The 26,733-nt window shown below is 72.1% G+C and carries 25 protein-coding genes and 1 pseudogene; 10 read left to right on the forward strand and 16 right to left on the reverse strand.

The features are described 5' to 3' along the window. Window positions 1-47: 47 nt before the first annotated feature. Complete coding sequence (locus tag ACR3IO_RS10295) at window positions 48-1,052, reverse strand: alcohol dehydrogenase catalytic domain-containing protein (protein WP_434071101.1); 1,005 nt, start codon at window positions 1,050-1,052, stop codon at window positions 48-50. A gap of 312 nt (window positions 1,053-1,364) precedes the next feature. On the opposite strand from ACR3IO_RS10295, the gene ACR3IO_RS10300 reads away from it, so the two are divergent. Then, entirely contained in the window at window positions 1,365-2,444 is a 1,080-nt protein-coding gene (locus tag ACR3IO_RS10300; RefSeq protein WP_434071102.1) for an ABC transporter substrate-binding protein, read from the forward strand. 88 nt (window positions 2,445-2,532) lie between these two features. Here the strand turns inward: ACR3IO_RS10300 and ACR3IO_RS10305 are convergent. Next, a pseudogene (locus ACR3IO_RS10305) lies at window positions 2,533-4,032 on the reverse strand (MFS transporter). Between the two features lie 99 nt (window positions 4,033-4,131). Between ACR3IO_RS10305 and ACR3IO_RS10310 the strand changes: the two are divergent. Continuing rightward, window positions 4,132-4,800: a winged helix-turn-helix transcriptional regulator gene (locus ACR3IO_RS10310; RefSeq protein ID WP_434071103.1), complete on the forward strand. Its 669-nt coding sequence runs from the start codon at window positions 4,132-4,134 to the stop codon at window positions 4,798-4,800. A gap of 104 nt (window positions 4,801-4,904) precedes the next feature. Here the strand turns inward: ACR3IO_RS10310 and ACR3IO_RS10315 are convergent, their stop codons facing one another. The 7 genes from ACR3IO_RS10315 to ACR3IO_RS10345 form a co-directional block, all read right to left on the reverse strand. After that, a complete protein-coding gene (locus ACR3IO_RS10315; RefSeq protein ID WP_199471814.1) occupies window positions 4,905-5,048 on the reverse strand; it encodes a hypothetical protein in 144 nt (47 codons plus the stop codon). A gap of 129 nt (window positions 5,049-5,177) precedes the next feature. Further along, a complete protein-coding gene (locus tag ACR3IO_RS10320) occupies window positions 5,178-6,014 on the reverse strand; it encodes an ABC transporter permease (protein WP_434071104.1) in 837 nt (278 codons plus the stop codon). Beyond that, window positions 6,011-6,847, reverse strand: coding sequence for an ABC transporter permease (locus ACR3IO_RS10325; protein WP_434071105.1), 837 nt, complete (start codon window positions 6,845-6,847; stop codon window positions 6,011-6,013). Before ACR3IO_RS10325 ends, ACR3IO_RS10320 begins: the two co-directional genes overlap by 4 nt. After that, on the reverse strand, window positions 6,844-7,689 hold the full coding sequence (locus ACR3IO_RS10330) for an ABC transporter ATP-binding protein (protein ID WP_434071106.1): 846 nt from the start codon (window positions 7,687-7,689) through the stop codon (window positions 6,844-6,846). The genes ACR3IO_RS10325 and ACR3IO_RS10330 overlap by 4 nt, the downstream gene beginning before the upstream one ends. A 121-nt stretch (window positions 7,690-7,810) precedes the next feature. After that, complete coding sequence (locus ACR3IO_RS10335; RefSeq protein ID WP_434071107.1) at window positions 7,811-8,809, reverse strand: LLM class flavin-dependent oxidoreductase; 999 nt, start codon at window positions 8,807-8,809, stop codon at window positions 7,811-7,813. 2 nt (window positions 8,810-8,811) lie between these two features. Further along, window positions 8,812-10,224 carry a dihydroorotase gene (locus ACR3IO_RS10340; RefSeq protein ID WP_434071108.1) on the reverse strand — a complete coding sequence of 471 codons (1,413 nt, stop codon included), beginning with the start codon at window positions 10,222-10,224 and terminating at the stop codon, window positions 8,812-8,814. Further along, a complete protein-coding gene (locus tag ACR3IO_RS10345) occupies window positions 10,221-11,186 on the reverse strand; it encodes an alpha/beta hydrolase (protein WP_434071109.1) in 966 nt (321 codons plus the stop codon). Before ACR3IO_RS10345 ends, ACR3IO_RS10340 begins: the two co-directional genes overlap by 4 nt. 294 nt (window positions 11,187-11,480) lie before the next feature. On the opposite strand from ACR3IO_RS10345, the gene ACR3IO_RS10350 reads away from it, so the two are divergent. From ACR3IO_RS10350 to ACR3IO_RS10360, 3 genes are read left to right on the forward strand one after another with little or no spacing between them, the layout of a single operon-like run. Next, window positions 11,481-12,494 carry a putative F420-0 ABC transporter substrate-binding protein gene (locus ACR3IO_RS10350; protein WP_434071110.1) on the forward strand — a complete coding sequence of 338 codons (1,014 nt, stop codon included), beginning with the start codon at window positions 11,481-11,483 and terminating at the stop codon, window positions 12,492-12,494. A gap of 7 nt (window positions 12,495-12,501) precedes the next feature. After that, complete coding sequence (locus ACR3IO_RS10355) at window positions 12,502-13,617, forward strand: putative F420-0 ABC transporter permease subunit (RefSeq protein ID WP_434071111.1); 1,116 nt, start codon at window positions 12,502-12,504, stop codon at window positions 13,615-13,617. Further along, a complete protein-coding gene (locus ACR3IO_RS10360) occupies window positions 13,614-14,456 on the forward strand; it encodes an ABC transporter ATP-binding protein (RefSeq protein ID WP_434071112.1) in 843 nt (280 codons plus the stop codon). The genes ACR3IO_RS10355 and ACR3IO_RS10360 overlap by 4 nt, the downstream gene beginning before the upstream one ends. Before the next feature lie 40 nt (window positions 14,457-14,496). Here ACR3IO_RS10360 and ACR3IO_RS10365 read toward each other — a convergent pair whose 3' ends face one another. The 7 genes from ACR3IO_RS10365 to cofE form a co-directional block, all read right to left on the reverse strand. Then, window positions 14,497-15,414 (reverse strand): NAD(P)-dependent oxidoreductase, encoded by a 918-nt coding sequence (locus tag ACR3IO_RS10365; protein WP_434071113.1) that lies wholly within the window; start codon window positions 15,412-15,414, stop codon window positions 14,497-14,499. Between the two features lie 151 nt (window positions 15,415-15,565). Beyond that, the gene (gene fgd, locus ACR3IO_RS10370; protein WP_434071114.1) at window positions 15,566-16,600 is read right to left on the reverse strand and encodes a glucose-6-phosphate dehydrogenase (coenzyme-F420); all 1,035 of its coding nucleotides are present in this window, start codon (window positions 16,598-16,600) and stop codon (window positions 15,566-15,568) included. Beyond that, on the reverse strand, window positions 16,597-17,433 hold the full coding sequence (cofC, locus tag ACR3IO_RS10375; protein WP_434071115.1) for a 2-phospho-L-lactate guanylyltransferase: 837 nt from the start codon (window positions 17,431-17,433) through the stop codon (window positions 16,597-16,599). Before cofC ends, fgd begins: the two co-directional genes overlap by 4 nt. After that, window positions 17,427-18,509, reverse strand: coding sequence for a coenzyme F420-0:L-glutamate ligase (locus tag ACR3IO_RS10380; RefSeq protein ID WP_434071116.1), 1,083 nt, complete (start codon window positions 18,507-18,509; stop codon window positions 17,427-17,429). The genes cofC and ACR3IO_RS10380 overlap by 7 nt, the downstream gene beginning before the upstream one ends. Then, entirely contained in the window at window positions 18,506-19,504 is a 999-nt protein-coding gene (locus ACR3IO_RS10385; protein ID WP_434071117.1) for a TIGR03557 family F420-dependent LLM class oxidoreductase, read from the reverse strand. Before ACR3IO_RS10385 ends, ACR3IO_RS10380 begins: the two co-directional genes overlap by 4 nt. A gap of 286 nt (window positions 19,505-19,790) precedes the next feature. Further along, window positions 19,791-20,549 (reverse strand): GntR family transcriptional regulator, encoded by a 759-nt coding sequence (locus tag ACR3IO_RS10390; RefSeq protein ID WP_434071118.1) that lies wholly within the window; start codon window positions 20,547-20,549, stop codon window positions 19,791-19,793. A 112-nt stretch (window positions 20,550-20,661) separates the two neighbouring features. Beyond that, the gene (gene cofE / locus ACR3IO_RS10395; RefSeq protein ID WP_434071119.1) at window positions 20,662-21,441 is read right to left on the reverse strand and encodes a coenzyme F420-0:L-glutamate ligase; all 780 of its coding nucleotides are present in this window, start codon (window positions 21,439-21,441) and stop codon (window positions 20,662-20,664) included. Window positions 21,442-21,561: 120 nt separating this feature from the next. On the opposite strand from cofE, the gene ACR3IO_RS10400 reads away from it, so the two are divergent. The 5 genes from ACR3IO_RS10400 (at window position 21,562) to ACR3IO_RS10420 (ending at window position 26,732) form a co-directional block, all read left to right on the forward strand. Then, a complete protein-coding gene (locus ACR3IO_RS10400) occupies window positions 21,562-22,074 on the forward strand; it encodes a DUF6328 family protein (RefSeq protein ID WP_434071120.1) in 513 nt (170 codons plus the stop codon). A 69-nt stretch (window positions 22,075-22,143) separates the two neighbouring features. Continuing rightward, window positions 22,144-22,980: an exodeoxyribonuclease III gene (locus ACR3IO_RS10405; protein ID WP_434071121.1), complete on the forward strand. Its 837-nt coding sequence runs from the start codon at window positions 22,144-22,146 to the stop codon at window positions 22,978-22,980. A 9-nt stretch (window positions 22,981-22,989) separates the two neighbouring features. After that, window positions 22,990-24,546 (forward strand): hypothetical protein, encoded by a 1,557-nt coding sequence (locus ACR3IO_RS10410; RefSeq protein ID WP_434071122.1) that lies wholly within the window; start codon window positions 22,990-22,992, stop codon window positions 24,544-24,546. A gap of 34 nt (window positions 24,547-24,580) precedes the next feature. After that, window positions 24,581-25,399 (forward strand): alpha/beta fold hydrolase, encoded by an 819-nt coding sequence (locus ACR3IO_RS10415; RefSeq protein ID WP_434071123.1) that lies wholly within the window; start codon window positions 24,581-24,583, stop codon window positions 25,397-25,399. Window positions 25,400-25,490: 91 nt separating this feature from the next. Continuing rightward, a complete protein-coding gene (locus ACR3IO_RS10420; RefSeq protein WP_434071124.1) occupies window positions 25,491-26,732 on the forward strand; it encodes a serine/threonine-protein kinase in 1,242 nt (413 codons plus the stop codon). Window position 26,733: the final 1 nt, after the last annotated feature.

Raw genomic sequence — 26,733 nt, forward strand, 5'->3', positions numbered from 1 at the left:
CCGAGGCGCGGGCATCCGACGCCGGCGCCGCGGTGCGGCTGCGTGTCTCAGGCGACATCGACGACCACCTTGCCCCTCGGCGAGGCGGCGAAGCCCCGGTAGGCCTCGACGATGTCCTCGAGCGGATGCCGCGAGCCGATGAACGGCGCGATCGAACCGTTCCGCACGTGGCGGAGCGCCCGGCGGACGTGCTCGTAGTCGGCGCTCGCGACGCCGCGCAGCTGCTTGCGGTTCAGGTACAGGTCGCGGGCGTCGAGCTCGAGTCGGGCGTCGACCGAGGCCGAGCAGAAGACCGCACGCCCGCCCCAGCCGAGGGCTGCCACGCCGGCCGCGATGGTGGCGCCGTGGCCGCTCACGTCGATGGCGACGTCGAATCCGTCGAGCTCGGCCAGTCGCGCGCCGAGGGCGGCGGCGTCGGCTGCCGCGATGCGCTCCACGCCGTCGATGCGGGGGAGCTCGGCACGCGAGGCCGCGACCACCGAGGCGCCCAGGTGCCGGGCGTACGAGACGGCGGCGTGCCCGAGCGTGCCGCCGGCCCCCGTCACGAGCACGCGGTCGGATGCGGAGACGCCCGCCGCGTCGAAGGCGTTGATCACGATCGGGAGGCTGTGCACGGTGGCGCTGGCGGTGGCGGCGTCGAGGTCGTGGCGGTCGAACACGTTGCGGGCCGGCGCGGCGACGAACTCCGCGGCGCCGCCGTCGCGGTGCACGCCGAGCACGGTCTGCTCGGGGCAGTCGGCCTCGCGGCCGAGCGCGCAGCGCACGCAGTCGCCGCACGGGATGTTGGGCTTGGCGACGACCGCCCGGCCCAGCAGATCCGGGTCGACGCCCTCGCCGAGCTCGACGACCACGCCGGCCGGGTCGAGGCCGAGCACTCGCGGGAGCCGGGCCGCGCGGCCCGGGCCGAGGCCGGCGATCACGTTGAGGTCGAGCTGGTTGAGGCTCACTGCCTCGACGGCGATGAGCACCTCGCCGGGGCCGGGAACGGGCCGGGGCGCGTCCTCGACGCGCAGGCCGTCGAGGCCGTTCGAGCTGAGTCGTGCTGCTCGCATCCGCACCCCGTTCCGGTCTGGCTCACGAACCTCGGTGTCGTGATTTCTGGATACCGTATCCAATCTGCGTCCGCGTGTCCATCGATCGACCTGGCGAAGTCGGTCCGACGTGGTGGCGGCCGGCGATCCGGCAGGCGATCCCCTGGCCGCCGGACGGACCCGAACACGCCCGCAATCCAACCGTAACCATCGGCTTCGCCGGGAACCATGGACTCCAGAGAGGATTTTGGATACGGTATCCGTCAATTCGCACGAGTCCTCCGCGCTCTGCGCGGCGGTCCGCACGAGACACCCGCTGAGAATGGAGAAGTCATGCGCAGATCCGTCCGACGATACGGCCCAGTGGCGGCCGCCGGCCTGGCAGCAGTCACGCTGCTCGCCGGGTGCGCCGCACCCGGCGGAGCCGCCGAATCCGAACCCGTCACCCTCGCCGACGGCGAGCCCGGCCCCGCCGAGGACACCGAGATCACGGTGGCGATCCCGTTCCCCGACCTCACGATGTACTCGATGTACGTGCTCGCGAGCGACCTCGGCTACTACGAGGACGAGGGCCTCACCGTCGAGGTCATCACCGCCGACAACGTGACCGCCGCCGTCGCCAGCGGCAGCGCCGACATCGGCGTCGAGTCCACCGGCACCGTCATCGAGGCCATCCGCGGCGGGGTCGAGGTCGACCTGGTCGGCGGCCACTACTGCCGGCAGAACTTCGACTTCGCCGCCCAGAAGGGCATCACGAAGGTCGCCGACCTCGAGGGCACCTCGATCGTGCTGGCCGGCACACCGGGCGACCCCGCCGAGTTCCAGCGCAAGCGGGTGCTGAAGGAGGAGGGCTGGGACCTCGACACGGTGAACACCGAGGTCGTCTATCCGGGCCCCGGCTCGGAATCGTGGACCGAGTTCTTCGTCAACGACCGCATCTCGATGCAGCCGTTCTACGCCGACGACCTGCCGGCCCTCGAGGAGCACGGGGCGAACATCATCGTCGAGTCCCTGCGCAACTGGGCCAACGACGTGCAGGTCGCCGGCAGCGGCTGGGTGGCCGAGAACCCGAACACGCTCGTGCGATTCCTGCGCGCGACCCTGAAGGCGACCGACTACATGACGGCCCCCGCCCCCGGCGAGTTCCCCGAGAACGTCGACTCGGTGCTCGACATCTACGAGGACAACGAGTTCGACGTGGAGGCGCTCCGCGACAGCGAGAGCCCCTGGGTGCTCGACGGGCACCTCGCGTGCTCGAACCTGTACTTCGGCACCGAGGCGTGGGACACGACGATCGAGACGCAGGAGCTCGAGCCGATCGAGTTCGACGAGTCGCAGCTCGTCTACCTCGAGAAGGCGCAGGAGCTGCTCGGCATCGACAACGCCGGACCGGAGACGCTCCCCTACCCCTGACGCACGACCATCGTCACGAGACACCGAGAGCCCCCGCCGGAGCGCATGCCGGCGGGGGCTCTTCGTTGCGACGCGGGTTCCCGGCGAGTCAGCCGGCGGACTCCAGGTCTCGCGCAACGCCGCGCCTTCCTCGGGACGGGAGGAGGAACGCGGCCACGAGGCCCAGCACCGCGAACACGGATGCCGCCTGGAATGCCGCCCGCAGCCCTCCGGTGAGCGCCTCGGACGACTGCGGGGCCGACGACGACTCCACGACCGAGACCACCACGGCGGATGCGATCGCGATGCCGAGCGCACCCCCGATGTGGAACGAGGTGTCCACCAGGCCGGCGGCGAGGCCCGACTCCGCGTCGGGCACGCCGTGCAGGGCGGCGATCTGGGAGGTCACGAACGCCGCCCCCATGCCGGGGCCGAAGACCACGAGCGGCCAGAACAGGTCGCCGAGGAAGGTTCCGTCCACCGAGACCGAGGCGAGCAGGGCCGTGCCCGCCAGGATCAGCAGCAGCGCTGGCACGGCCACGGGTCGCATGCCGAACCGAGTGACGGCCGCCTGGCCCGCGAACGCACCGACCACGGACGTGATCGTCATGACCGCGCACGCGAGGCCGAACTGGAGGGCCGAGTAGCCGAGGACCTGCTGCGCGTACAGCGTCAATGCGAACAGCATCCCGTCGACCGCGAGGCCGATCGCGAGGATGACGAGGTTGCCGGCGACCAGCGCGCGCATCCGGAAGATCCGCAGCGGCACCAGTGGAGCGGTGGAACGCGATTCGATCAGGACGAACAGCGCGACCAGCAGCGCGGCTCCCGCGAGCTGGACGAGGGTGGTCGCGCTCACCCATCCGGCCTCCGGCGCATTCACGATCGCCGAGATCAGGAGGACGAGCGCCGCCGTGACGGTCAGCGCTCCCGCCACGTCGAACCGTCGCACGGCGACGTGCTCTCGGCTCTCGCCGACGAGTGCCGGCAGGAGCAGGAGGATCCCGATGCCGACCGGCACGTTGATGAGGAAGATCCAAGGCTACCCGAATCCGGCCGTGATGACGCCGCCGAGGAGGAGGCCGGCGGTCGCGCCGATGCCCCCGAGCGCGCCCCAGAGCCCCAGTGCCCGGTTGCGTTCGGCCGGCTCGCGGAAGAGGCCGACGACGATCGAAAGCGCCGTCGGCGCCATGATGGCGGCCGAGATGCCCTGCGCGAGTCGGGCGATGACGAGCACGCCGCCGCTCCACGCGAGGCCGCATGCGAGTGACGCGATCACGAACACGGCGGTGCCTGCGAGGAAGACCCGGCGGCGACCGAGCAGGTCGGCCATGCGGCCGAAGAAGAGCAGGAGGCTGCCGAAGGCGACCGCATATCCGGTGATCACCCATTGCACGCCCGTGACGGAGAGCCCGAGGCTGCGCTGGATCGACGGGATCGCGGTCAGGACGATCGTCGAGTCGAGGATGACCATGAAGAACGCCACGCCCAGGAGTGCCAGCGCCTTCCAACGCCGCGGATCGGGCGGCGTCTCGATGTCGGGGGATCCGATGTCCGGGCCTCGGATGCCGGATGCCCGCTGTTCGTCGGACATGGTCACCTCCTTCATCGGTCGCACCGCAATCGCGGCAGTTGGTGAACCTACGCCGACGAGTCCTAAATAACAACCAACAACGTAAAACTATGTACTTCCCGATATGCTTCTCGGATGGTGAAGCGCTCCTACCAGGACGCGTGCGCCGCGGCGCACGCCCTCGACCTGATCGGCGAGCGATGGGCGATGCTCGTCGTCCGCGAACTGCTCTTCGGGCCGAAGCGCTTCACGGATCTGCGAGGCGGCCTCCCGGCTGCGAGCCCGAATGTCCTCGCGCAACGGCTCCGCGAGCTCGAACAGGCGGGCGTGCTCCGCAAGCGCCGGCTCCCACCTCCCGCGGCCGCATCCGTCTACGAACTCACCGCCTGGGGCCAGGAGCTCGAACCCGTGATCATCGCGCTCGGGCGATGGGGCGGTCGTTCTCCCGCGCTGCTCCGCGACGCGGAGATGAGCGCCGACTCGATCGCGCTCGCGTTGCGAACCAGCTTCAGTCCCGAGCTGGCACGTGGGCTCGACGCCGAGCTCGATCTGCGGATGCACGAGGATGCCTTCGCGCTCGCGGTCTCCGAGGACGGCCTGCGCATCCGCCGCGGCGAGTCACCACTGCCGGCGGCCGTCATCACGGCCGACTCGTCGACCGTGAAGGACGTGATCTGGAACGGCCGCTCGATCGAAGCCGCCGAGGAGGCCGGCGAACTCTCGCTCTCCGGCGATCGCGAGCTCGTTCAGCGCTTCGTGCGACTGTTCCCCCTGCCAGAACCCGCGACCGCGCCGGCGGCCTGACCCCTGCATCCCGATCCGCCGTCGTCGGCGGGAGCGGGCCGCTCGACGCAGAGAGCCCCCGCCGAGCGCATGCCGGGCGGGGGCTCTTCGTTCGTCTCGGAGGCCTACTTCTTGCGGTGCGTCGCCTCGGTGATGTCGCTGCCGGTGGAACGGCCGGCGACCTTCGACTTCTTGTCGGCGCGCTTCTCCTTGAGCGTGCGCGTTGCCGCGGTTTTCGATGCGGACTTCTTGGGGGACTTGTCGGACATGATGCCGCCTCTGTTCGGGAGCTCGAACGGCCCCGTGCGCGCAACCATACGCGCCCATGCTGCGTGCGTTGACAGGAAGCCGGCCCCCGCTGTCGCGCATGACGCGGAGGCCGGCGGTCTGGCGTGCTCCTAGCTGCGGCCCATGATCTGGCGGTCGTCGTACCAGGGCGCGAGGCGCTTGCGCAGCACCGAGATGAGCGTGAGCGTCAGGTTGGCGATGATGACCATGACGATGACCATCGCGATCGCCTCGTCCATCTGGAACTGGTACGCCGCGAACTCGAGCATGTGGCCGAGGCCGCCCGTGCCGCCGAGGAACTCCCCCAGCACCTCGCCCGTGAAGCCGAGCGCGGCACCCCGCTGGATGCCGGCGAGGCTGTACGGCAGCGTGGCCGGCAGGATCACCTTCCAGCCGAGGGCCACGCCGTTCACGCCGTAGACGCGGGAGGCGTTCACGAGCGACGCGGGCACGGTGACCGCGCCCTCCATGGTGTTCAGGATGATCGGGAAGACGGCGAGCAGGAACACCAGTGCGATCTTCGACTCGTTGCCGAGCCCGAGCACGAGGATGAAGAGCGGCGCGAGCGCCACCTTCGGCGTGGAGTAGAGCAGCCAGAGGAACGGCGCGACGGTGAACCGCAGCACGGGCGACCAGCCGACCGCGAGGCCGACGGTCACGCCGACCACGACCGCGAGCACGAGCCCGATGAGCAGGTTCTGCATGCTGTACGCGAACGCCTGCCAGAACTCGGGGTCGACGAGCAGCTGCACGAATGCGGCGAGCACCGCGGTGGGCGGTGGGAGGAACGCCTCGGGCACGAGGTGCAGCCACGAGACGGCCGCCTCCCAGATGAGGAGGATCCCGGCGATGACGGCGAGCAGCAGCCACGTCCACGTGCTCGGCCCGGGCCGGCGTCGGCGCGGCGCGGGGGCGTTCAGCGTCTCGATGGAGACCGTGGCGGTCATCGTCGTGCCTTCCTGGTCCAGGGGGCGACGCGGCGTTCGATGAGCGTCACGACGCCCGTCATGCCGACGCTCCAGCAGACGACGACGCCGATCGCGGCGAACGCCTGGTCGGTCTGATACGTGTTGGCGGCCTTGATGATGAGGGCGCCCATGCCGCTCGACGAGCCGGAGAGCTCGGCGACGACCATGCCGATGGTCGCGAGCACCACGGCCTGCCGCAGCCCGGCGAAGAGGAACGGCACGGTCGACGGCAGGAACACGCGTCGGTAGAGGTCGAGCTGCGATCCGCCGTACACGCGGGCGGCCCGCAGCAGCGACGGGCTCGTCGTGCGCATGCCGGCCGCGATGTTGAGCATGATCGGGAAGAGCGCGCTGATCACCACGAGGAAGATGACCGGCCCGATGCCGAAGCCGAACCACGCCTTCGCGAGCGGCTGGTAGGCGATCGCCGGGGTCGCGTAGATCGTCCACGCGATCGGGCCCACGACCTTGTCGACGGGCAGCGATGCGCCCATGAGCAGTCCGACGGGGATCCCCACGATCACCGCGATCGTGAAGCCGATGAGCCAGGCCTGGGCCGAGACCGCGGCGTTGGCCGCGAGCGACCCGTTCGCGACGATCTCGCCGAAGCCCTGCGCGATCGCGAGCGGCGGCGGGAAGAACACGGGGTTGATGAGCCCCCAGTAGCCGACGATCAGCTGCCACAGCAGCAGCACGACGACCACCTCGACCGCGATCACCGCGGCCCGACCGCCCGTCGAGAGTCCGGCGAGCCAGGCGGCGAGCCCGCCCCGGCCGGTCCGGGGTCCGCCGCTCGCGAAGAGCACGCTCATGAGCCGCCCGCCACCGCGGCCTCGGCCGCCTCGGCCTGGAGCGCGTCCCACAGGTGGTCGCGCAGTTCGAGGAACCTCGGGTCGCTCTGCACGCTGCGCTCGGAGCGGGGCCTCGCCAGCTTGGTCTCGATGACCTCCTTGATCGCTCCCGGGTGGCTCTTGAACACCACGATGCGGTCGCCGAGCAGGATCGCCTCCTCGATCGAGTGCGTGATGAAGAGCACCGTCTTGCCGGTCGCGGCGATGAGCTTCTCGATCTCGTCGCGCATGACCTCGCGGGTGAGCGCGTCGACCGCGCCGAGCGGCTCGTCCATGAGCAGGATCCGCGGCTCGGCGACGATCGCGCGGGCGAGCCCGACGCGCTGCTGCATGCCGCCCGAGAGCTCCTTCGGGTAGGAGTGCTCGAACCCCGACAGGCCGACGAGCTCGATGGCCTCCTGCACGCGGTCGCGCCATCCGTCGCCCTTGAGGTGCTTCTGCATCTCGAGGCCGAACCTCACGTTGTCGAAGACCGTGCGCCACGGCAGCAGCGCGTAGTCCTGGAAGACGACCGCCCGGTCGGGGCCGGGGCCCGTCACGGGCCGGCCGTCGACCAGCACCTCGCCCGACGTGGGTGCGACGAGGCCCGCGACGACGTTCATCACCGTGGTCTTGCCGCACCCCGACGGGCCGAGCACCGTGACGAACTCACCCTCGTGCACGTCGAGGTTCACGCCCTCGACGGCCGTGAGCGTGGCCCCCGTGCGCGCGACGTGGTAGCTGACCGTGAGGTCTCGCACCGAGATCAGTGGAGCGGATGCCGCGGGCTCGTCCCGGTCGGCGGTCGGGGTCGTCATCGTCATGGTCCTGCTCTCTCTCGGTCTCGATTCGAATGCTCGGCGGTCGAGTGGCGACGCGTGTCGAGACCTGGTCGCGGGTCTCGACACGCTCGCTTCGCTCCCCACTCGACCAACGGTGTCGCCGTCAGGCGACGGGGACCGGCGCGCCCTGGCGGAGCTTCGGCAGCACCTCGTTGCCGAGGAGCTCGATCTGCTCGAAGAAGCGGTCGAACTTGAAGCGGAAGTCGAAGACGAGGTGGTCGACGCCGGTCGCCTCGAACTTGCGGATCTCCTCGACGGCCTCGTCGGGGTTGCCGACGATGAGCTGGCCCTCGAGGTCCTCGACCGTCTCGAACACGCCCGACGGCGGCTTGACGGCGAACTTGGCCTTGTTCGCCCAGGCGAGCAGGCCCGGCACGTTGACGTCCTTCAGCGCCTCCTCGCGCGTCTCCTCGATGGAGGTCGGCGGGATCACGCCGATGGTCGGCATCGGCCGGCCCGAGGCATCCGTCATCTCCCTCATGACGCCCATGCGCTTCTCGATGGAGGCCAGCGAGATGCGGCCGGGCATCCAGCCGTCGGCGTACTCGGCCGCGAGCCGGGCCGAGCGGGGCGTCGCGCCGCAGTACCAGAACGGCACGCGGCCGCCGACGGGCTTGGGCTCGATGGTGACGTTCTCGAACGAGAAGATGCCGTCGTCGTACGTGACGTCGTTCTCGGTGAACACGCGCTTCAGGATCTCGGCGTTCGAGCGCACCATCTCGACGCGGTCCTTGTCGCCCCAGCCGATGGCGTCGAACTCGTGGTCGAACGTGCCGGCGCCGAAGCCGAGGATCAGGCGCGGCCCGAGCAACTGGGTCATGGTGCCGGCCATGAGCGCGGTGACGAGCGGGTGGCGGAACGGGATCAGCGACCCGGTGCCGAGCTCGAGCTTCTCGGTCACGGCGCCGATGGCCGTGAGCGTCGTGAGCGCGTCGTAGAAGGTGCGGTTGGGCTTCTCCATCTCGCCGTGCGGCTCGAAGACGAGGTGATCGCGCACCCAGACCGAGTCGAAGCCGAGCTCCTCGGCGCGCTTGGAGCCCTCGAGCAGCTTCTCCTTGCTCGCCTCTTCGCCGAAGTGCGGCAGCAGCAGACCGAATTTCATGGTCACTTCCCTTCCGTTGCGGCCAGTTCGGCCGTTCGTGCGGCCGGAGCGGCCGCGAGCTTCCCGAATCCGGGCTCGCCGACGACGACGCCGTCGGCGTAGACCTCGTGGCCGCGCACGAGCGTGCGCTCGATGCGGGCGCTGATGGTGCGGCCGTTGTAGGGGGTCCAGCCGATCTTCGACAGCACGTCGTCGTCGGTGATGGTCCACTCGTGCGCCAGGTCGGCGATCACGATGTCGGCGTCGGCGCCGACCGTGAGCGAGCCCTTGACGCCCGCGAGCCCGAACTTGTCGGCCGGGACCTCCGCGACCATCTCGACGACGCGGTCGAGGTCGAGCTCGCCCCGGTTCACGGCGTCGAGCATGAGCTCGTAGTAGTACTGGATGCCGGGGGTCCCGGTGTGGGCGCTCCACATCTCGGTCCAGCCGATCTCCTTCTCCTCGCGCGTGTGCGGCGCGTGGTCGGAGCTCGCGACGTCGATGGTGCCGTCGCGCATGCCCTCCCAGATGGCGGCCCGGTTGTCGTCGGGCACCCAGTAGCTCAGCGCGTAGGGCCCGAGGGTCTCGACGTCGTCCCACGTGGAGAGGAACGGCGCCCAGTGGTTGACCTCGCACGTCACGTCGATGCCCGAGGCCTTCGCGCGGCGCACGGCCTCGATCGAGCGGCGGGTCTGGATGTGCGCGATGTGCACGGGGCATCCGGATGCCTCGGCCAGGCGCAGCACGACGTCGATGGCCGTGTCCCAGATGACGCCCTCGCGAGCGGCGTACGCGGAGGCGTAGCCCTGCGGCGTGTTCTCGCCGCGGGCGAGCACCTCGCCCTCGATGTAGTCCATGAGGGCCTGGTCGTGCGGGTGCACGATGAAGCGCTTGCCGGTGGTCGCGATGCGGTCCATGATCTGCAGCAGGTGGCCGTGGTCGTGGATGCCGGTGCCCGCGGGGTGCGGGTAGGTGCGGCCCGTGTCGACGACCATGTAGATCTTGAAGGCGTTGATGCCCATCGCCGCCATCGGCTCGATCTCGTCGAACTTCGTCGGTGCCGGGTTGTGGTTCCAGTCGACGATCGACGATGAGGCGTAGCGCTCGAACACGTCGGTGAGGCTGGCGACGTCGACCGTCGGCGGCTTCAGGTTGGGCATGCCGAAGATCGTCGTCACGCCGCCGGCCGCGGCCTGGCGGGTCGTGGTGAGGATGTCGTCCTTGTGCTCGTAGCCGGGCTCCCGGGTGTGCACGTGCACGTCGACCATGCCGGGCAGCACGAGGCGGCCGGATGCGTCGATGGTGCGCTCGGCGTCGACGGCGACCTCGCGTGCCACGACGCCCGCGATGCGGCCGTCGTGCACGAGTAGGTCGCCGGCGACGGGGCCGCTCGGGGTGACGACGGTGCCGCCCGTGATTCTGAGGTCGATGCTCACTGTCCTGCCTCCATGCGTGGTGCCTCCAGGTGTTCGATGGCCTCGCCCGACTGCGGCGAGAGGGTGGTGCGGATGTCGACGTCGCTCGGCTGCACGTGGCGGTCGAGCCAGTCGACGATGCGCGGGGTGGTCTGCTCCCAGTAGCGGTCGTAGGCCGCGTAGTGGGTGGTGTGCCGCTGCATGATGAGCTGCTTCGGCCCCTTGGCCGCGGCGTAGAGCGCCTCGGCGTGGTCGGTCGGCGTGGTCGCGTCGCCCTCGACGCCGATCACGAGGAGCGGGGTCGTGAGTCGGGTCGCAGCGTCGATCGGCCGGTAGGCGAGGATCTCCTCGGCGCACGAGAGCGGGATCGCGCTCGGGATGCGGTCGTCGACGTCGGCCTTGATCGTGGTCGCGCGGCGCTCGGGCGTGGGCACCATGATCTCCTCGCGCGGGTGCACGAGCCGGCCGGCGCCCGTCGTGACGCGGAGCCTGCGGTCCTCGTCGAGGCTGGCGAGGAACGCGAGCCACTCGTGCTCCTGGCGCATGCGGTGCAGCCAGTCGGTGCCGTCGGCGACGGGCACCTGGCTGACGGCCGCCCGCACGCGCGGGTCGACGTCGGCGAGGAGCACGGCGTTGCCGCCGCCGGTGCCGCCCGTGCCGAAGACGCCGATCGCGTCGGCGATGACGTCGTCGCGGGTGGTCAGGTAGGTGACGGCGTTGACGAGGTCCTGCAGCTGGCGCGCGGGCGAGAGGATGCCTCGGTCGCCCTCGGAGTCGCCGAAGCCGCGGTAGTCGAAGATGAGCACCGCGAAGCCGGCGGCGACGAGGGCCTCGTGGTAGCGCACGTAGAGCTTGGCGTCCTTCAGGCCGAGCCAACCGGGACCCTGCACGATCGCGCGGTAGGGGCCGGATGTCTCGGGCGTGCGCCAGATCGCGGAGAGGCGGTCGCCCTCGCTGGTGAACTCGACGTTCGTGGTCTTCATGTGGTGCGGGTCCTCTCGGATCTCGTCGCAGCGATGCGGCGGTGCGGCCTTGCGCGGGACCCGGGACGCGGTCGGGCGAGTCACCGCCCGCTGGCCCGGATCGGATGCTCCGATTCGGCCCGCGCTGTCATCATTGCGTATTCTGGATCCAGAATCCAGTATTGATTCCGAAACACTCGCAGTCGTAGGATGAACCCGACCGCCGATCCGCTCTGATCGGTTGTGATGGCCCGGGATTGGGCCGTGAGTCGTCGACATCTGTCGAAGTCCGCACAGAACCGTCCCGGAGGAACCATGCCCATTTCGCGCCGTCACCCCATCGCCGCGGCCATCGCCCTGCCCGCCGTCGCACTCCTGCTCGCCGGGTGCGCGAGCCCCACGGCGGCCTCGCCCGAGGCCTCGTCCGACACCGCCTCGAGCGGGTACCCGCTCACGATCGACAACTGCGGCACCGAGGTCACCCTCGACGCCGCGCCCGAGCGCGTGCTCACCGTGAAGTCCTCGACGCTCGAGCTCATGCTCGCCCTCGGCCTCGCCGACCGCGTCATCGGATCCGCGTTCAGCGACGGCCCCCTGCCCGAGGAGCTCGCCGACGCGGCATCCGACATCGAGGTCGTCTCCGACAAGGTGCCCTCGCAGGAGGCGACACTGGCGCTCGAGCCCGACCTCGTCTTCGCCGGCTGGGAGTCCAACCTCTCCGCCGAGGGCGCGGGCGAGCGCGCCGACCTCGCGAAGCTCGGCGTGAACAGCTACGTCGCCCCGGCCGCGTGCAAGGAGGCGGGCTACATGCCCGACCCGCTGACCTTCGACGAGGTCTTCCGCGAGTTCACCGAGGCCGGCGACGTGTTCGGCGTTCCGGATGCCGCGGCCGACCTCGTGGCCGAGCAGCAGGCCGATCTCGACGCGATCGCGCCGAACGACGAGGGCCTCACCGCCCTCTGGTACAGCTCCGGTGACGAGACCCCCTATGTCGGAGCCGGCATCGGCGCACCGCAGATGATCATGGCGGCCGCGGGCCTCGACAACATCGCGAAGGACGTGCACGACACCTGGACCTCGATGAGCTGGGAGGCCATCGTCGACGCGAACCCCGACGTCATCGTGCTCGTCGACGCCGCCTGGAACACCGCCGACCAGAAGATCGCCCAGCTCGAGGCGAACCCGGCGACCGCAGCCCTGCCCGCCGTGCAGCAGCAGCGCTACGTCGTGCTCGACTTCCCGTCGACCGAGGCCGGCGTGCGCAACGTCGGCGCGGTCGCCTCGACGGTCGACCAGCTCGCGGCGCTCGACGGCCAGGCGTCCGAGTAGGCGCACCATGACCACGGATGCCACGAGCGAGCGCACGGCTCGCGACGCCCCCGCACTCGGCGCATCGGGTGCGAGCGGCGGCCGACGCGGCGCGCGAGCGCTCGGGCCGGTCGCCTGGGGCGTGCTGCTCGCCGTGCTGCTCGTGGCATCCGTCATCATCGCCGTCACGATCGGCCCAGCGGGCCTCGCACCGTCCGACGTGTTCGCGAGCATCGGGGCGCACCTCGGCTTCGGCGAGCCGACGCTCTCCACCATCCGCGACGCCATCGTGTGGGAACTGCGGATGCCGCGCGTGCTCACGGCCGCCGTGGTCGGGGCCGGGCTCGCGCTCTGCGGCGCGGTCATGCAGGCCGTCACCCGCAACACCCTCGCCGACCCGTACCTGCTCGGACTCTCATCGGGCGCCTCGGTCGGCGCGGTCGTCGTGATCGTGCTCGGCGCAGGTCTGCTGCTTCCGTTCGCCGCCTTCGCCGGGGCGCTCGCGGCCCTGGTCGCGACGCTCGGCCTCGCCATGGCGGCCTCCGCACGGTCGGGCCGCGGCGCCCGGCTCGACCCCACCACGACCGTGCTCGCCGGCATCGCGGTGTCGAGCGTGTTCGGGGCGATCACGAGCCTCGTCATCTTCTGGAGCGCGACGGGCGACAGCTACCGGGAGATCCTCAACTGGCTGCTCGGCTCGCTCGCGGGCACCGACTGGACCTCCGTCGCGATCAGCGGCGTCGCGCTCGTCGTCGTGGGCGTGCCGCTCCTCGCGAGCGCCCGCACGCTCGACGCCTTCGCCCTCGGCGAGGCGGGCGCGGCCGCGCTCGGCGTGCACGTCGCCCGTTCGCGCGTGCTGCTGCTCGGCGGCACGGCACTGCTCACCGGCGCGCTCGTCGCGGTGAGCGGGTCGATCGGCTTCGTCGGGCTCGTGCTCCCGCACGCCGTGCGGCTCGTGACCGGACCGGGTCACCGTCCCTTGCTGCCGCTCTCCGCCCTCGCCGGGGCGATCTTCCTCGTCTGGGCCGACACCGCCGCCCGCACCCTGTTCGACCCCCGCGAACTGCCGGTCGGCATCATCACCGCACTGGTCGGCGGGCCGGTCTTCGCCTGGCTGCTGCTTCGCACGAGGAGGACGGCATGAGCCTCGACCTGTCGCGCGTGCGCTTCGATCGCGCCGGACGCACGATCATCGACGGCGTCGACACGACGCTCCCCCGTGGCGCGCTGACCGCGCTCATCGGGCCGAACGGCGCCGGCAAGTCGACGCTGCTGCACCTCATCGCCGCGGTCGAGCGCGCCGACGAGGGCGAACTGCGCCTCGACGGAACGCCGCTCGACGGCATGCGACGACGCGAGCGGGCCAGGATCGTCGCCCTCGCCGAGCAGCAGGCCGAGGTCGACGGGAGGCTGACCGTCGAGGCGTCCGTCGCCCTCGGGCGCACGCCGCATCTCGGGGCCTTCGGCATCGCCGGCGCGCGCGACCGCGCCGTCATCGACGGCGCACTCGCCGCGGTCGGCGCCGCGGAGTTCGCCGGCCGGACCCTCGACTCGCTCTCTGGCGGCGAACGACAACGCGTGACGCTCGCCCGGGCGATCGCGCAGGAGCCGACCCTGCTGCTCGCCGACGAGCCGACGAACCACCTCGACCTCGGCTCCCAGTTCGTCGCCCTCGACCTGCTCGCGGGGCTCGCGCGCGACGGGCTCACCGTCGTCGCCGCCCTGCACGACCTCTCGCATGCCGCCGCCTACGCCGACCACGTCGTCGTGCTCGCGGCCGGACGGGTCGTCGCTGCCGGGCCGCCCGCCGAGGTGCTCACCTCCGAGCTCGTGCACGACGTCTACGGCGTGCGGGCCGAGGTGATCACGCACCCGCTCACCGGTCGCCCGCTGATCGCGGTCGCGAGCGCGGCGGCATCCGCGGTTCCAGTACCCGTGCCTGCCTCGGCGCCCCTCGGCGGCTCGCCGGCGCCCACGGCGTAGCAGCCGACCGATCGCGGGCGGCGTGGGCGCGGCGATCGGGTCAGGCCGAGGGGTCGAACCCCGGGATCGTGCCGTCGGCGGGCGGGTACTTCGCCACGAGGCTCGCGTCCTTGCCCGCGTACCCCTCCGTCGCGAGCCGGCGGAACTGCTCGAGCGCCAGCTCGGCCGCCGGGATGTGCAGCCCGGATGCCTCGCCCGCCGAGACCGCGAACGAGAGGTCCTTCTCGGCGAGCGCCGCCGAGAACGTCGCGTCGAAGTTGCGGTTCGCGGGACTCGTCTCCACGACACCGGGAGCCGGGTACCAGGTGCGGAGCGGCCAGGAGTCACCCGACGAGGCGGCCGCGACCTCGTGGAATCGCGCGGGATCGAGTCCGAGCGACGCCGCGAGCGCGGCCGCCTCAGCGACGCCGAGCAGCGAGACGAAGAGCATCAGGTTGTTGGCGAGCTTCGCCGCGATGCCGAGCGTCGGCCCTCCGAGGTCGAAGACGTGCGCCGCCATGGGCTCCACGAGCGGTCGGGCCGCCGCCACGGCGTCGGGTTCGCCGCCGAGCATGAACGTGAGCGACCCGCGCTCGGCCCCGGCGACGCCACCCGAGATCGGGGCGTCGACGAACCGGAACCCGTGGGCCGCCGACTCGGCATGGCACCATCGCGAGGTCTCCACGTCGACCGTCGAGGTGTCGAGCAGCAGGGTGCCCGCCGGCGCCGTGGCCCAGATGCCCCCGGCCGCCGCGGAGACCTCGCGCACGTGCTCGTCGCGCGGCAGCGACGTGAAGACGGCGTCGACGTCCGCGACGGTCTCGGCGATGCTCTCGCACACGCGCACACCGCGCTCGGCCGCGAGGATGCAGGCCGCGTCGTCGAGGTCGAACCCGCGCACCTCGTGCCCTGCCGCGACCAAGTGGGCCGACATGGGCCCGCCCATGTGCCCGAGTCCGATCCATCCGATGACGGCCATGGCCCCTCCTCCGACGTCATTGTCGCGCTGGCTCTCGGCGCTGGCTCTCGTCGCGCTGCCTCGCAGGCTCCACGCTACGCCGGATGCACGACAGGGCGCCCCGATCGCCGAATCGGGGCGCCCTGGGTCGGCGCGGACGAGCCGCCCGCCGCTACTTCGCGGCGCGGGCGCGCAGCCGCGGCGCGAGGTCGCGCTCGAACAGCTGCAGGAACCGGCGCTGGTCGTGGCCGGGCGCGTGGAACACGAGGTGGTTGAAGCCCCAGTCCATGTACTGGCCGATCTGCTCGACGACGGTGTCGGGGTCGGTGCCGACGATCCAGCGCTTCGCGATCGTCTCGATGGGCAGCGCGTCCGCGGCCCGCTCCATCTCGACGGGGTCGGTGATGTCGTGCTTCTGCTCCTTCGAGAGCGAGAGCGGCGACCAGAACCGGGTGTTGTCGAGGGCGGCCTCCTCGGTCTCCTCGTACGAGAGCTTGATCTCGATCATGCGGTCGTACTCGTCGAAGGTACGGCCGTCGGTGCGGGCCTCGAGGCCCTCCTTCACGGCGGGCATGAGCTGGTCGGCGTAGAGCTCGGCGCCCTTGCCCGACGTGCAGATGAAGCCGTCGCCCGCGCGCCCGGCGTACTTCGCGACCTGGGGTCCGCCGGCCGCGATGTAGATCGGCACACCGCCCTCGGGGCGGTCGTAGATCGACGCGTCGTGGGTCGAGTAGTACTCGCCGTCGAAGCTGACCTGGTCCTCGTCGCTCCAGAGCGCCCGCATGAGGCGCACCGACTCGCGCAGGCGCGCGTAGCGCTCGCGGAACTCGGGCCACTCCTGCTCGCCGGCGCCCTGGAAGCCCGTGGCGATCTCGTTGAGCGCCTCGCCCGAGCCGACGCCGAGGATGACGCGCCCCGGGTAGAGCACGCCCATGGTCGCGAACGCCTGGGCCAGCACGGCGGGGTTGTAGCGGAAGGTGGGCGTCAGCACCGAGGTGCCGATGCGGATCTTCGACGTGCGCTCGCCGACCGCCGCCATCCAGGCGAGCGAGAACGGCGCGTGGCCGCCCGTGTGCCGCCACGGCTGGAAGTGGTCGCTCGTGAAGACCGACTCCATGCCGTGCGCTTCGGCCGCGACGGCGATCTCGACGAGCTCGCGCGGGTCGAACTGCTCGGCGCTGGCCTTGTATCCGAGGGTGAGGGTCATGCTGCTCCCTTTCTGATGGAGTCGCTGGGGCACGGGGGCGCGCCGGCATCTGGGTCGGTGTCGACGTCGGCGCTCGGGCCGGCATCGGGGCGGAGATCGGCGGCGCGGGAGTCGGCGGCACGGGAGTCGGCCTCGCCGCGCCGGACGGCATCGACAACGCCTCGCGCGGCGAGCGCGGCCGTGGTGTGCGCGCCGGGGCCGAGCCGCACCGCAGCCTCGAGGGCACCGACCGTGTCGACGTCGCGGCGCACGCGGGCGGCGAGCGGCGCGGCCACCTCGTGCGAGAGGTCGTGGAAGCCGAGCGCGCGGTGCAGCATCGCCGAGTCGACGCCGAACGCGGGCTCGAACCTCGTGTGCGCCGCGGCCGCCGCGAGCGTGGTGCCGGTGCCCTCGGCGTCGGGCATGAAGGCGAGCGGATGCCGCGACGCGGCCCCGAGCGCCGCGTCCAGCGCCGCGCCGGTCAGCGCGGGCAGGTCGCCGAGCAGCACGGCGATGCCGCGGTGGCTCCGCCCGGATGCGCCGGCGGCGCTCGTGGACCGGTCGGCGGCGAGGCGCCTCGCCTCGGCGATGCCGTGGCGGATCGCCGTGGCGAGGGATCGGGGCTCGGGCTCGGCGACGACCACGACGCCGTCGGGCACCTCGTCGACGTGACCGCTCAGGTCGCCGACGACGATGACGCGCTCGACCCGCTCGGCGACGAGGGCCGCGTCGATCGTGTCGAGCACGAACGCCCGGGCGAGTTCGGCGCGAGCCGCACGGTCGACCGCGGGCGCGAGCCGCGTCTTCGCCTCGGCGAGCAGCTTCACGGGCACGACGACGTCGTAGGTCAGCATGCGGTCGCCTCCATCCGGAGCGCTGCGTCGGCGGGCGCCGATGAGGGCACGACGGGGGCGGCCGGCGCGGGCACGGCGGACACGGTCGGCGCAGGCACGACCGAGGCCCGGGCCGCCTGCGCCATGAGCGCTTCGACGCGAGCGGTCGCGACGCCCTCGGCATAGCCGGCGGCGAAACCCTCGGCGTGTCCGACGGCCCGGCCGCTCGCGAAGCCGCGCTCGTGCCCGTCGCGCCGGCCGAGCTCGATCGCCTCGTCGGTGCCGAGCCGGAAGAGGTCGCGCTCCGACGGGCGCACGATGCTCGCGGCACCGGGCAGGTCGAGCGGGCCGACGGCCCGCGCGAGGCCCGAGACGACGGCCACGGGGCATCCGCTCGCCTTGCCCTTGACGAGGTCGCCGGCGCCGGCGAGTTCGTCGGCGAGGCACGCCATCGTGACCGTGAGCGTGCGTCCGGCGCTGTCGGTGCCGCCGCGGAGGTCGTCGACGACGTGCACGCCGGCCGCGCCGATGGCGACGTCGGTCTGGCCCTCGCGCCACGGACGGCCGAGCGTGTCGGAGAGGATCACGCCGATGGTCGCGCCGGTGCGCTCGCGCAGGCCGCGTGCGAGACGACGAGCGGATGCGTCGGGGTCGACCGGCAGCAGCAGCACGGTGCCGTCTGCCGTGTTCGACGCGTCGACGCCCGCCGCGGCCGCGACCATGCCCTGCCGGTTCTCGACGATGCGGGTGACGCCGCCCTCGTGCGCCCGGGTCGCGACGACGCGAACGGTCTCGTCGGTGATCGCCTGCTCGCGGTCGGCGGCGTGCACGATGCGCCCCTCGGCCTTGGACACGATCTTCGAGGTCACGACGAGGATGTCGCCGTCGTGGAGTCCGCCGGCGAGACCGGCGGCCCCTGCGATGAGCTCGACGAGGTCGTCGCCCGGGCGGATCTCGCCGAGGCCGGGCAGGGCGTGCACGGCGATCGCCGCGGCATCCGCTCGCTCGGCGTCAGCGACGACGTCAGCGACGGCCACTGCGACGGCCGGGCCCGCGCCCGCGGCATCCGCTCGCGATTCGGTGGCGACGGTGCTCATCGCACGAGCCTCGGCAGGACCTCGCGCCCGAAGACCTCGAGCCACTCCTGCTGGTTGCGCCCGACGTTGTGGAGGTAGATGCGGTCGAACCCGAGGTCGATGCAGCGCTGGATGCGCGCGCGGTGCACGTCGGGATCGCTCGAGATCGTGAGCCGGCCGTTGAAGTCCTCGGGCCGCACGGAGCGGGCGAGCTGCTCGAACTCGAAGGGCGAGCGGATGTCGCCGCGAGCGAAGCGCATGCCCGCGATGGGCCACTCGCGCAGCGCGTTCGCCATCGCCTCCTCGTCGGTCGGCGCCCACGAGAGGTGGAGCTGCAGCACGCGCGTGAGCTTCGACCGGTCTCGGCCGCCCTCGCGCGCGCCCTCGTCGAACTTCGCGAGGAGCACCCGCAGGCGCTCGTCGTCGGCACCGGTCGTGATGATGCCGTCGACCTGGCGGCCGGCCCGCTTCGCGGTGACGGGGCCTTGCGTGGCGACGTAGATCTCGGGCGCGACGGGCGGCATGGTCCAGAGTCGGGTGGTCTCGAGCCGGAAGTGCGGGCCGGCGTGGCGTACCTCGCGCCCCGCGATCGAGGCCGTGAAGAGCTTCTTGATGATGTCGACGGCCTCGAACATGCGGTTGATGCGCTCGTGCGCCTCGGGCCAGTAGGTGCCGACGACGTGCTCGTTGAGCGCCTCGCCCGAGCCGATGCCGAGCCAGTGCCGGCCGGGGTACATCGACGCGAGGGTCGCGCTGGCCTGGGCGACCATGGCCGGATGCCAGCGGAACGTCGGCGTGGTCACGCCCGGGCCGAGGTCGCCGGTGGTGCGCTCGCCGAGCGCGGCGAGCACGCTCCACACGAACGAGGACTCGCCCTGCTGCGGCAGCCAGGGCTGGAAGTGGTCGGAGGCCATGACGCCCGAGAAGCCGTGGTGCTCGGCGAGCGCGGCGAGCGCCACCGCCTCGGAGGGCGGGAACTGCTCGAGCATGGCGGCGTATCCGATGTGCACTGACACCCCTCCATCCTCCCGCTCCGATGAGGGGGCCGGGTCCGAATTCGCGAAGGTCACCCGTTCGCGGGGACCCGAGCTCCATCATTCCGGATTCTGGATCCAAAATGCAATACCGAGAACGGATGCCTCGACCGCTCTCCCTGTGCGGCTCGGGGGCCGAGAGCCGCGTCGGCGCCATCTCGAGACCAGCGCCCACCCAGGTCTCGATACGCGGCGCACTCGACCGACGGCACCGAGACGCGGCGCACTCGCCCGACGACGGGACGAGGCCGCCGGATCGGAGAGCGTCTCAGCGCGGAACGCGCACGCGTGGCGCCGGCCCCGCGGCATCCGCCGCCACGGACTCGGCCTCGAGCAGCTCGAGCACCGCGTCGCGCACGCCGATGAGGTGGTCGCGCAGCACGGCGACCGCGCGCTCGACGTCGCCCGACGCGACGGCCTCGATGAGCTGCTCGTGGGTGTGGCTGTGCTCGGCGTCGCCGACGAGGCGCCAGCCGAGCACGTAGCGGCCGACCTTGAGGCGCAGCTGCTCGATCATCTCCCAGAGCACCGGCCGCTGGGCGGCGTCGTAGAGCTCGGCGTAGAACTCGGTGCGGGCATCGACGAAGTCCGCGCCCTCCTGCTGCCGGTCGGCGGCCTTGCCGAGCTCCCGCAGGCGGGTCACGCGGTCGTCGGTGAGCTCGGCCATCGTCAGCCGGAGCGCCTCGACCTCGAGGAGCACGCGGATGTCGTAGACCTCCCGGGCCTGCGAGGCGGAGAGCGACTTCACGACCGCGCCGCGGCGCTCGTGGAACTCGACGAGCCCGTCGGCCTCGAGCTGGATGAGCGCCGAGCGCACCGGCAGCCGCGAGACGCCGATGAGCTCGGCGAGCGTCTCCTGGCGGAGCTTCTGCCCCGGCAGCAGGGCGCCGCTGAGGATCGCGTCCTTGAGGATGTCGTAGACCATCACGCCCACCGAGCGGTACCCGGTCGCGTGACGGCCGGCCAGCTGCTGGAGGGCCGCGGCCCCGCCGTCGCCGACGGGAGGGGCTGCATTCTGCGCGCTCATGGATCCTGAACGTAGCGGAAAACCCGGCACGGCACCCGGTTCTGGATCCAGAATTCACGAACCGGCGCAACGAGGCGACGCATGCCGACCCGGCGCAGCCGGCCCGCAGGCGCTACGACTCGCGCCGGAGCGACCCCTCGCTCTGCGACTCCTCGAACCCGTCGCGGTACCCGTTGTCGTAGGCCTCGTCGGCGCCGACGCGGAAGAGGTCGCGATCCGACGGACGCTGGATGGTGCGGGCGCCGGGCAGGTCGAGCGCGCCGACGTACCGTCCGAGTCCGCGGACGACGGCGACCGGCACGCCGGCCGACTTGCCCTTGACGAGCTCCGCGGCCGAGGCGATCTCGTCGGCCACGCACGGCATGGTCACGACGAGCGGCTTGCCCGCGGCATCCGTGCCGCCCCTGAGGTCGTCGAACACGTGCACGCCGGCGGCGCCGATCGCGATGTCGGTCTGGCCCTCGCGCCACGGCCGGCCGAGCGTGTCGGAGAGGATCACGCCGATGCTGCGCCCCGTGAGCGAGCGGATGCCGGTGGCGAGCGCCCGCGCCGAGGCATCCGGGTCGACGGGCAGCAGCAGCACCGTGCCGTCGGGCGCATTCGAGGCGTCGACCCCCGCGGCGGCCCCGATGATGCCCTGGCGGTTCTCGACGATGCGCGTGACGCCACCCGGGAACTCGCGGGTCGCGACGACCCGCACGGTCTCGTCGGTGATCGCCTGTTCGCGGTCGGTCGCGGCGACGACGCGCCCCTCGGCCTTGGACACGACCTTCGACGTGACCACGAGGATGTCGCCGTCCTCGAGCTCGCTCGCCGCCACGATGATCGCCGCGAGGTCGTCGCCCCTGCCGATCTCGGGCAGTCCCTCGATGCCTTCGACGCTGTATGCCACGGCTCCCCCGATCTCCTTCCCCGATCTTCGCAGTTCCGCCGGGGCGAGGGCCAGTGGCCGCCGAACACGACGCGGCGCAAGGGGTTGATTCCGGGGCATCCGATCGCCCTACGATCGAACATGCCCGCACACTCCGATGTCGCACCGGGCGACGGCCGCAACGAGACCGCCAACCAGCGCAGCGATCGCAACTGGAACGAGATCCTCCAGGAGCTGCGCGTGGCGCTGACGGGAACGCAGCTGATCGGCGGGTTCCTCATCGCGGTGGCCTTCCAGCCCAGGTTCGACGAGCTCGACGAGTACCAGCTGACGCTCTACCTCGTGCTGGTGTCCCTCGCCGGACTCGCGACGGTCATCGGCCTCGCACCCGTGACCCTGCACCGGGCCCTGTTCCGGCGCCGGGTCAAGGAGCGGCTCGTGCGCACCGGCAACCACCTGCTCATCGCGCACCTCACGGTCGTCGGACTGCTGCTCGTCGGCGTGACCTCGCTCGTCTTCGACGTCGCCCTGTCGCGCACGGCCGGGTGGTGGGCGCTCGGCGTCGGCGCCGTGGTCGTCGTGGGCATGTGGGTCGTGATGCCCCGGCTCCGGGCCGCCTCCGATCCCGACCCCGACCCCGAGCTGCCGGACTGAGCGGGGTACTCGCGTCAGGTCGTCCGGCGGCGTCCGCCGACGTCGGCGGCCGACCGTAGGCTTGAACCCATGCGCATCGCCACCTGGAACGTCAACTCGATCCGCACCCGCGTCGACCGCACGGTCGACTGGATGGTGCGTGAAGACGTCGACGTGCTGGCCATGCAGGAGATCAAGTGCAAGCCCGAGCAGTTCCCGCTCGAGGCGTTCGAGGCCGCGGGCTACGAGGTCGCCATCCACGGCCTCAACCAGTGGAACGGCGTCGCCATCGCGAGCCGCGCGCCCATCGAAGACGTCGAGACGACCTTCCCCGGCATGCCCGGGTTCCTCAAGGGCCACGAGGGCCCCGACCTGCCGAAGGAGGCGCGGGCGCTCGGAGCCACGGTCGACGGCGTCCGGCTCTGGAGCCTGTACGTGCCCAACGGGCGCTCGCTCGACGACCCGCACTACACGTACAAGCTCGACTGGCTCGCGGCGCTCACCGAGTACACGCGCGCCGAGACGTCGGCGCACCCCACGCGCCCCTTCGCGCTCATGGGCGACTTCAACATCGTGCCCTTCGACCACGACAACAACGACCCCACCGTCATCGAGGGTGTCACGACGCACGTGTCGCCCGCCGAGCGCGAGGCCTTCTTCGGCTTCGAGGCCGCCGGCGTCACCGACGTCGTGCGCCCGCTCGTGCCCGAGGGCTTCACGTACTGGGACTACAAGCAGCTGCGCTTCCCGCGCAACGAGGGCCTGCGCATCGACTTCATCCTGGGGTCCGAGGCGTTCGCGCACGCCGTGACCGGCGCCTCCATCCACCGCAACGAGCGCAAGGGCACCGCCCCGAGCGACCACGTGCCGGTGCTCGTCGACCTCGACCTCGGTGGCGACGACGACGATCGGCCCATGATCTTCTAGGTGGCCGACGTGCACCGCAGAACCGGCGCGACCTCGACGACGATCGCCGTCGGTGCGCTGCTTCTGCTCGCGGGGTGCACCCCGGCGCCCGACGCATCGGCCTCGGTCGCGGTCGAGGTGCGTGCCCCCGAGGCACCGCTCACGGTGATCGACGACACGGATGCCGCGGCCGCGGCCATCGCCGCCAGCGAGGCGCTCTTCGCCGCGTCGCCGGCCGTCGTCGTCAGCCCCGAGGGTGCCGCCGAGATCGCCGTCGCAACGGAGGTGGCGGTCGAGCTCGGTGTGCCGCTCCTCGTCGCGGCGACGGCGGGGGCGACCGCCGGCCCGAGCGAGTCGGCGACCGCGGGCGACCCCGACGCCCTCCTCGCGGAGCTCGACCGGCTCGACGCCACGCAGGTCGTCACGATCGAGACCGACACCGACGAGTCGGCGACGACGGATGGCGACCGGTTCGGCGACCGCGACGTCGTGCCCGTCGGCGGATCGGATGCGGCGTCCGATGCCGCCGCGGCGCTCCGCGACCTCGACCTCGCTCACGAACCGTCGGCCGCGGTCGTGCTCGCCACCGACGAGACGGCGGCCGCGGTCGCGACCGCGCGGGCCGCCGGCGCGACCGTCCTGTCCCTTCCCCCCGCCGACCCGAACCCGCAGCGCTCCTCCGAGGCGATCCGGGCACTCCATGAGGCCGACGGCGCGCCGGCGGTCGCGATCGGCGCCGAGTTCGCGGCAGCCGCCTCGCTCGACTGGCAGGTGCGCACCGCCCGAACCGGCGTCGAGCTGCCGGGCGGCGGCCAGGTGCTCTTCCCCGATCACCTGCTCGTGGCCGAGTACGGCAAGCCCGGCTCCCCGACGCTCGGCATCCTCGGCGAGCAGCCGCTCGAGCAGGCCGTCGAACGTGCGGCGGGCCTCGCGGCCGAGTACGACGACCTCACCGATCGCACGGTGATGCCGGCGCTCGAGATCATCACCACGCTCGCCTCCGGGTCCCCGACGCCCGACGGCGACTACTCGAGCGAGCCCGAGCCGGCCGACCTGCTGCCCTGGATCACCGCCGCAGGCGAAGCCGGGCAGTACGTGGTGCTCGATCTCCAGCCCGGACGCGACACGTTCGTGCAGCAGCTCGAGGAGTACCGGTCGCTGCTGGAGTACCCATGGGTCGGCCTCGCGCTCGACCCCGAATGGCGACTCGACGCGAACCAGCACCACCTGGCCGACATCGGACAGGTCGACGCGAGCGAGGTGAACCAGGTCATCGACGAGCTCGCCGCCATCTGCGACGAACTCGACCTGCCCCCGAAGCTGCTCGTGCTCCACCAGTTCCGCGAGGACATGATCCTGCACCGCGACCGCATCGAACTCGATCGGCCCGAGGTCGACGTGCTCTTCCACATCGACGGCAGTGGCACCCAGCCGCAGAAGCAGGTGACGTGGCGCGCGCTCCACGATCCGGCGCTCGACGCCGCCTGGGGCTGGAAGAACTTCATCGACGAGGATGCGCCCATGCTCACGCCCGAGCACACCATGACCGACGTCGATCCGGTGCCCGACCTCGTGAGCTACCAATGACGAGCGGGCGACCGCGACTGCGTACGCTCTGAACATGCCCTCCCTCGACCTGCCCGGCGCCGCGCTGCACTACGAGACGACCGGTCGCGCATCCGCGCCGGCCCTGCTCCTGATCCCCGCCGGCATCGCCACGCTGCGCATGTGGGACGAGCACGTGGAGGCGCTTTCGGACTCGCACCTCGTGGTGCGCTACGACCCGCGCGGCTTCGGCGGCACCCGGCATGACGCGGCCGTGCCGTTCGCGAACCACGCCGACGCGCTGGCCCTGCTCGACCACCTCGGCCTCGCCCGCGCCACCGTCGTCGGGGCGAGTCGGGGCGGCGCCATCGCGATCGACCTCGCACTCGCCTCGCCCGACCGCGTCGCCGGGCTCGTCGCCGTCTCGGCACGGGTCGGCGGGCATCCCGACGTCGAGCCGACGCCCGACGAGCAGCGCCGGTTCGACGCGGTCGACGCCGTCGATCCGCTCGTCGACCCCGTGCGACTCGTCGCGCTCGAGACCGCCCTCTTCGCGGTCGGCACCGGCCGCGACGAGCACGCGCTCGACCCGGCGTTCCTGCGCCGGGCGCACGACCTGAATGCACCCAACGTGTCGCATGCCGCCGACGACGGCGACATCCTGCCGCTCGATCCGCCCGCGTACGGCCGGCTCGGCGACCTCGACGTGCCCGCACTCGTGATGGTCGGCGATCACGACCTCTCGCAGTTCGTCGCCCAGTTCGACACCCTCGCCGCCTCCCTCCCCCACGCCACGGCGGTGCGCATCGCCGACGCCGCTCACCTGCCGAGCGTCGAGCGAGCGGCCGAGTTCCGCAGCGTGCTGCTCGAGTGGCTCGGCGGGCACGACCTGTAGGGCGGCGTCCTCACCTCGAGCACGGGCCTGGGCACGGGCACGACACCGGCACGGACAGGCGGCGTCCGGGTGGCCGGACTACCCTCGTCATGTGACGAACCCTCCCGAACGCGTCGCGGTCGATCCCCTGATCGGCGCCACGCTCGACGCGCGCTACCGCCTCGACGGCCTCATCGGCCGGGGCGGCATGGCGAGCGTGTACCGCGGAGAGGACCTCGCGCTCGGTCGCCCCGTCGCCGTCAAGGTGTTCGCCGCGGCCGCCGAGGGCATCGACGACGACGAACGACGCAAGTCCGAGACGGCCCTGCTCGCGAGCCTCTCCCACCGCGCCCTCGTGCGCCTCTACGACGCGGCCCACGACGCCGGCACCGGGCGGGAGTTCCTCGTCATGGAACTCGTCGAGGGCCGGGACCTGCGCGACGCCCTGCGGGTGGGCGCACTCGGCGCGCCGGATGCCGCCCGGCTGCTCGCCGACCTCGCCGAGGCCCTGCACGTGATCCACGCCCGCGGCATCGTGCACCGCGACGTCAAGCCGGCCAACGTGCTGCTCGAGCCCGCGCACCTGCCGACGCACACGTGGAACGCCAAGCTCGCCGATTTCGGCATCGCGAGGCTCATCGACGACGCCCGGCTCACCCGCACGGGCCTGCTGGTGGGCACACCGGGCTACCTCGCACCCGAGCAGGTGACCGGAACTCCGCCCGGGCCGCCCTCCGACATCTACGCGCTCGGCCTGCTCGTGCTCGAGGCCCGCACGGGCGAGCCGGCGTTCCCCGGTCCCGCGATCGAGGCGGCGAGCGCACGGCTGGCGCGCGATCCCGACATCCCCGAGTCGCTCGGCAGCGACTGGGGCGCACTGCTGCGCTCCATGACGGCCCGGGAGCCCGGCGATCGGCCCGCAGCCCTCGAAGTCGCCGTCGCGGCAGCCGCCCTCGACACCTCGAGCCCGGTCGACCGGGTGCCGAGCACGGATGCGGACACGGTCGCGAGCACGGTGGCGAGCACGGAAGCCGCCACCGAGGTGCTGCCCGACCCGGCGCACGACCTCGGCCCGGTCCTCGACGACGACGAGGCGACACGGGTGCTGCCCGCGCCGGCCTCGTCCCGGTCGGCCGTGCCCACGGCCGCGGACGGCGGGCGCCGACGTCGCCGCTGGGTGGGGCCCGTCGTCGCCGCGGCGATCCTCGTGGTCGTCGCTGCGATCGTCGCCATCGTGCTCGCGACGACCGCGGGCGGGCCGGTCGGCGGGGATCCGACGCCCGCGCCCATGCCGGTCGTGCCCGGTGAACTCGGCGTGCACCTCGAGGACCTCGACCAGGCGGTGACCGAATGAC

This window comes from Agromyces sp. Marseille-Q5079 (genome assembly GCF_051016555.1).
Classification (GTDB): Bacteria; Actinomycetota; Actinomycetes; order Actinomycetales; family Microbacteriaceae; genus Agromyces.

What these genes read in the sequence shown, in the direction of transcription:
- ACR3IO_RS10295 (WP_434071101.1), bottom strand. Translation starts at nt 1,052, where the DNA reads ATGCGAGCAGCACGACTCAGCTCGAACGGCCTCGACGGCCTGCGCGTC.
- ACR3IO_RS10300 (WP_434071102.1), top strand. Translation starts at nt 1,365, where the DNA reads ATGCGCAGATCCGTCCGACGATACGGCCCAGTGGCGGCCGCCGGCCTG.
- ACR3IO_RS10310 (WP_434071103.1), top strand. Translation starts at nt 4,132, where the DNA reads ATGGTGAAGCGCTCCTACCAGGACGCGTGCGCCGCGGCGCACGCCCTC.
- ACR3IO_RS10315 (WP_199471814.1), bottom strand. Translation starts at nt 5,048, where the DNA reads ATGTCCGACAAGTCCCCCAAGAAGTCCGCATCGAAAACCGCGGCAACG.
- ACR3IO_RS10320 (WP_434071104.1), bottom strand. Translation starts at nt 6,014, where the DNA reads ATGACCGCCACGGTCTCCATCGAGACGCTGAACGCCCCCGCGCCGCGC.
- ACR3IO_RS10325 (WP_434071105.1), bottom strand. Translation starts at nt 6,847, where the DNA reads ATGAGCGTGCTCTTCGCGAGCGGCGGACCCCGGACCGGCCGGGGCGGG.
- ACR3IO_RS10330 (WP_434071106.1), bottom strand. Translation starts at nt 7,689, where the DNA reads ATGACGATGACGACCCCGACCGCCGACCGGGACGAGCCCGCGGCATCC.
- ACR3IO_RS10335 (WP_434071107.1), bottom strand. Translation starts at nt 8,809, where the DNA reads ATGAAATTCGGTCTGCTGCTGCCGCACTTCGGCGAAGAGGCGAGCAAG.
- ACR3IO_RS10345 (WP_434071109.1), bottom strand. Translation starts at nt 11,186, where the DNA reads ATGAAGACCACGAACGTCGAGTTCACCAGCGAGGGCGACCGCCTCTCC.
- ACR3IO_RS10350 (WP_434071110.1), top strand. Translation starts at nt 11,481, where the DNA reads ATGCCCATTTCGCGCCGTCACCCCATCGCCGCGGCCATCGCCCTGCCC.
- ACR3IO_RS10355 (WP_434071111.1), top strand. Translation starts at nt 12,502, where the DNA reads ATGACCACGGATGCCACGAGCGAGCGCACGGCTCGCGACGCCCCCGCA.
- ACR3IO_RS10360 (WP_434071112.1), top strand. Translation starts at nt 13,614, where the DNA reads ATGAGCCTCGACCTGTCGCGCGTGCGCTTCGATCGCGCCGGACGCACG.
- ACR3IO_RS10365 (WP_434071113.1), bottom strand. Translation starts at nt 15,414, where the DNA reads ATGGCCGTCATCGGATGGATCGGACTCGGGCACATGGGCGGGCCCATG.
- fgd (WP_434071114.1), bottom strand. Translation starts at nt 16,600, where the DNA reads ATGACCCTCACCCTCGGATACAAGGCCAGCGCCGAGCAGTTCGACCCG.
- cofC (WP_434071115.1), bottom strand. Translation starts at nt 17,433, where the DNA reads ATGCTGACCTACGACGTCGTCGTGCCCGTGAAGCTGCTCGCCGAGGCG.
- ACR3IO_RS10380 (WP_434071116.1), bottom strand. Translation starts at nt 18,509, where the DNA reads ATGAGCACCGTCGCCACCGAATCGCGAGCGGATGCCGCGGGCGCGGGC.
- ACR3IO_RS10390 (WP_434071118.1), bottom strand. Translation starts at nt 20,549, where the DNA reads ATGAGCGCGCAGAATGCAGCCCCTCCCGTCGGCGACGGCGGGGCCGCG.
- ACR3IO_RS10400 (WP_434071120.1), top strand. Translation starts at nt 21,562, where the DNA reads ATGCCCGCACACTCCGATGTCGCACCGGGCGACGGCCGCAACGAGACC.
- ACR3IO_RS10405 (WP_434071121.1), top strand. Translation starts at nt 22,144, where the DNA reads ATGCGCATCGCCACCTGGAACGTCAACTCGATCCGCACCCGCGTCGAC.
- ACR3IO_RS10415 (WP_434071123.1), top strand. Translation starts at nt 24,581, where the DNA reads ATGCCCTCCCTCGACCTGCCCGGCGCCGCGCTGCACTACGAGACGACC.